This is a genomic window from Methanosarcina sp. 1.H.T.1A.1 (assembly GCF_000979295.1).
Classification (GTDB): domain Archaea; phylum Halobacteriota; class Methanosarcinia; order Methanosarcinales; family Methanosarcinaceae; genus Methanosarcina.
On record NZ_JJQY01000037.1, the window covers coordinates 1 to 4,462 of the forward strand.

A 4,462-nucleotide genomic window follows, 5' to 3' on the forward strand; every position below is an offset into this window, starting at 1 on the left:
GGACTGAAGTGCATGTTTTCTGCAATGGATGCCACCAGAACCGACCCTGCATATCTCATAGAGGTTTTCAAGGCGGTCCAGGAGGCAGGATGCGATATCATTAACGTACCAGACACGGTAGGAATCATGGTTCCATCTGCAATGTACAGACAAATAAAAGACATTGCAGCCGAAATAACGATTCCAATAGACGTACACTGCCACAATGATTTCGGGCTTGCAGTAGCAAACAGCCTTATGGCCGTTGAAGCCGGGGCATCTCAGGTACAGGTCACTATAAACGGTATTGGAGAGAGGGCAGGAAATGCTGACCTTTCCCAGACAGTGATGAGCCTGACGTCAATCTACGGTGCAAAAACCAATATCCGGACAGAATACCTTCTCGAAACCTCGAAAATGATTGAAAACTACACCGGAATCAGACTCCCGCCAAACACTCCTGTGGTAGGGCAAAACGCCTTCTCCCATGAATCGGGAATCCACAGCCAGGGAGTACTTGAAAAATCCGACACCTTCGAACCAGGTATAATGACCCCGGAAATGGTCGGGCACAGACGGCGCATCGTCCTTGGAAAGCACACAGGCAAACATGCAGTCAAACAGTCCCTTGAGTCTGCTGGCATAAAAACCAATGAAAAGCAGCTTGACGAGATTGTGCTCAGGATCAAAGAAATCGCAAACAAAGGTAAACAGATAACAGATGCCGATCTCTATGCAGTTGCCTCTGCAGTGCTCGGAAAAGCAAGCTCTGATGAAGAATTTATCAAGCTCAAAGAAGTATCCGTCATGACAGGAAACATCCTAACACCTACGGCTGTGGTCAAGGCTGATATCGACGGAAAAGAAATCATTTCAGCAAAAACCGGAGTTGGCCCTGTAGACGCCGCCCTCAAGGCCGTAAGGGATATCCTCGGCGAAAGCAACCATTTCAAACTTCAGGATTTCAGGATCGATGCTATTACCGGCGGGGCAGATGCACTTGCCGATGTGTACATAGGTCTCGAAAACGAAAAGGGCAGGATTGTAACAGCACGGTCCGCAAACCCGGATATAGTTATGGCTTCCGTGGAAGCCCTTGTAAACGCTATGAACCTGCTGTATAAAAAAGAAGAAAAAAGTTAAAAGGCAAAGAGAAAAGGGCCAAAGAGCTGGAGAATGCTGGAGAATGATACCAGAAGTAACAGCTCGAAGCCTGAAACCGGATAAGGTCTGATACCTGTTAGTTTTTCGGGTTTGTATTCCTCAAGCATGTATAAAGTAAAATAAAATGAAATGGAATACAAACCCATGCCTTATCCGATCATTGATTCTCATTGTCACCTTGATTTTCCCAAATTCAACCCAGACCGGGAAGAGACTATCCTCCGTGCCCGGAAAGCAGGAGTTATCGGGATGATCAACTCCGGAATTTCCCTGAAAGGCAACCGCATAAGTCTTGAGCTTGCGGAAAAGAATGAGGACATCCATGCTGCACTGGGACTGAGCCCTGACATCGGCAGGGAAGGCAGTGATAAAGATATAGACACCATCCTTGCCCAGATAGAGGCTAATGCAGGAAACGCAGTGGGCATCGGAGAAGCCGGCCTGGACTTTCAGGACTGCAAAACAAATGAAGAACGTGAACGACAGACAGCTTCGTTCAAAAAAGTAATCGAGATCGCAAAAAATCTGGACAAACCTCTTGTAGTACATGCCCGGATGGCTGAAGCTGAAGTCCTTAAACTAGTAAAAGAGATGGATACCGTAGTCTATCATTGCTATAGCGGTTCCCTTGAGACCATGCAGGAAATCGTGGACTCGGGCTACTATATTTCCCTGGCTACCCTTGTCTGTTTTTCCGAACATCACCAGGCCCTTGCAGCTGAGGTACCCCTTGAAAACCTGCTCCTGGAAACCGACAGTCCTTTCCTTTCCCCACGAAAAGGCAGAAACGAGCCTGCGTATATAGTGGATTCGATCCCTGTTATAGCGCAGCTTAAGGAAATGGAGCCTGCAGAAATTGCGAAAGCCGCCACTGAAAATGCACGCAGGGTTTTCGGCATCTGAGGTTTTAAAATAGTTTCTGAGAAAAAGTAAAGAAGAAGGGAAAAAGAGAAAACAGAAAGAGGAACAGAAGAGGAAGAAATATGGAAGTCCGATATATTTGCCCCACCGCCTATGATTCCAGTGTCTACCTTGTAAACGGGAAAGTCCTGATCGATGCGGGAATGAGCAGTGACCTGATCATCAGGGAGCTGGAAAAATCTATCAAGCTTACTGACCTTGAATTAATCGTCCTGACCCACTGCCATTATGACCACACTGCCGCAGCTGCAATAATTGCTGAGAAGAGTGGAGCAAAAGTTGGAATCCACAGGGCAGACCTTGAAGGCGTAAACGACGAGTATCTAAGTGTTTCAGTGCTCTTCGGAGACCGCGCTCCGGCTGTAAGACCAACAGTCATCTATGAGGAAGGGGACAAAATTCCCATAGGAAACGGGGAATACCTCGAAGTCATCCACACTCCGGGCCATTCAAAAGGGAGCATCTGCCTCTATGAACCCGTCTCAAAAAACCTCTTTTCAGGAGACACCGTCTTTCCAGGCGGAGGTTTTGGAAGAATGGACTTTGAAGGTTCAGAGCCTGACAAAATGCTTGGTTCCGTAGAAAAACTCACAAAACTCGATGTAAAAAACCTGTACTCAGGGCATGGAGCCCCGAATGACAGGGACGGGAACAAACAGATCCTGGCTTCTTATACAATGCTAAAGATGATGATGGGAGTCTGAAGGCAGCGAATAAGAAAAAGAGATTAAAAGACTGGAAGAAAAAGATTAAAAGACTGGAAGTCCGGAAGCAAATTATGGAAAAAGATACAGCAGTCCCGAGAGGAAATAAAAAATTCAACCTGGAAAAAACAGATAAAGAAAAGGAGAAAAAACCGGATAGAGAAAGGTCCGCCAGAAAAACCAGTTTTTTTGTTCCAAAAAAAGTAGAAACCGGAAAAGAAATAAAATCCGGGACTCGGACCTCAATAAAATCCGAAAGGACAGTTCCTGAAACCTCAGCGGGAAAAGGGAAAAAATCCGAATCGAGGCCTGAAACTAAAACCGAAAAGAAGGAAAAAAAGCAGAAAAAAAGCTTTTATCCAGCTCTCCCTGTATCAAAGTTTCTCCCAATGAGCCCTGAAGAAGTAAAAGCTCGCGGCTGGAAGGAACTTGACATCATTCTGATTACAGGAGACGCCTATGTGGACCATTCCAGTTTCGGGACTGCAATAATAGGAAGGGTCCTTGAAGATGCCGGCTTCAGGGTAGGAATAATTGCCCAGCCAAAATGGGATAATCCCGAGGATTTCAAGAAACTTGGAAAGCCCAGACTCTTTTTTTCCGTAAGCGCAGGAAACACTGACTCAATGGTCAGCAACCTGACTCCGGGCCTTAAGCCGCGAGATAAGGACGCATATTCTCCTGGAGGAGAAACAGGGCTTCGCCCGAACCGCGCCGTGATTATTTATTCAAACCGGATAAAAGAAGCCTTTCCCGAGGTGCCGATAGTGCTCGGAGGAATTGAAGCTTCCCTGCGGCGCTTTGCTCATTACGATTATCTTTCGGACAAAGTAAGGCAGTCAATTCTGGCCGACGCCCCTGCAGACCTCGTTGTCTACGGCATGGGAGAACTCCAGATTGTAGAAATTGCAAAGCGCCTTCAAGCCGGGGAAGACATCAGGGAGATCAGAGACATCCCCGGCACGGTCTGGAAGATGGAAGTCAAAGCCTGGAAAGAACTCAAAAAGGGCAAAAAGACCGCTAAAGAACAGAATGGACAGGAACAGGACAAACGGGAACAAAAAGGGGAGAGAGAATCAATAAGTACAGCCGAGGGAATGGCTCGGGATGTAGCTGAAGGTGTAGCTGAGAGCTCAGGCGAATTTTTCAAAGAATACATAGAAATTCCTTCTTTTTCCGAAGTTTCTCAGGACAAAGCAGACTTTGCAAATGCTTTCCGCAAATACTTCATGGAACAGAACCCGGTCACCGGAAAAGGTGTTGTCCAGCCTCACCCGAAAACCGTTATTGTGCAGAACAGGCCCATGCGCCCTCTGACAGAAGCGGAACTTGACCATGTATATGAGCTGCCGTTTACAGGCGAAGCTCACCCATTCTACCCCGAGCCCATCCCTGCCCTTGAGATGGTAAAATTCTCCCTGACAACGCACAGAGGCTGTTTCGGAGGCTGTGCCTTTTGCGCCATCACCCAGCATCAGGGGCGCATGATCGCAAGCCGCAGCATCGAGTCCGTCCTCAGGGAAGCAAAGAAGCTTACGGAAAAACCGGACTTCAAGGGCATAATCAACGGCGTCGGCGGACCCACTGCCAACATGTACGCCATGGGCTGCAAAAGCTGGGAGAAAAAAGGGGCCTGCCTGGATAAAGCCTGCCTCTACCCTGTCTCTTATACACATCTGACGCTGCCGACGAAT

Annotated in this window: 4 protein-coding genes; all 4 read left to right on the top strand. The window is 47.5% G+C overall.

Annotated features, from left to right (window positions below; all coding sequences use genetic code 11):
- Nucleotides 1-1,122 (top strand): 2-isopropylmalate synthase (locus tag EO95_RS03920; RefSeq protein ID WP_048132374.1); only part of this gene is annotated, 1,122 nt, incomplete at its 5' end.
- A 150-nt stretch (nt 1,123-1,272) separates the two neighbouring features.
- Nucleotides 1,273-2,046, top strand: a complete 774-nt coding sequence (locus EO95_RS03925; RefSeq protein ID WP_048132376.1) for a TatD family hydrolase — start codon at nt 1,273-1,275, stop codon at nt 2,044-2,046.
- A gap of 80 nt (nt 2,047-2,126) precedes the next feature.
- Complete coding sequence (locus EO95_RS03930) at nt 2,127-2,768, top strand: MBL fold metallo-hydrolase (protein ID WP_048132378.1); 642 nt, start codon at nt 2,127-2,129, stop codon at nt 2,766-2,768.
- A gap of 389 nt (nt 2,769-3,157) precedes the next feature.
- A partial coding sequence (locus EO95_RS03935) for a YgiQ family radical SAM protein (protein WP_048132380.1) occupies nt 3,158-4,462 on the top strand: 1,305 nt, incomplete at its 3' end.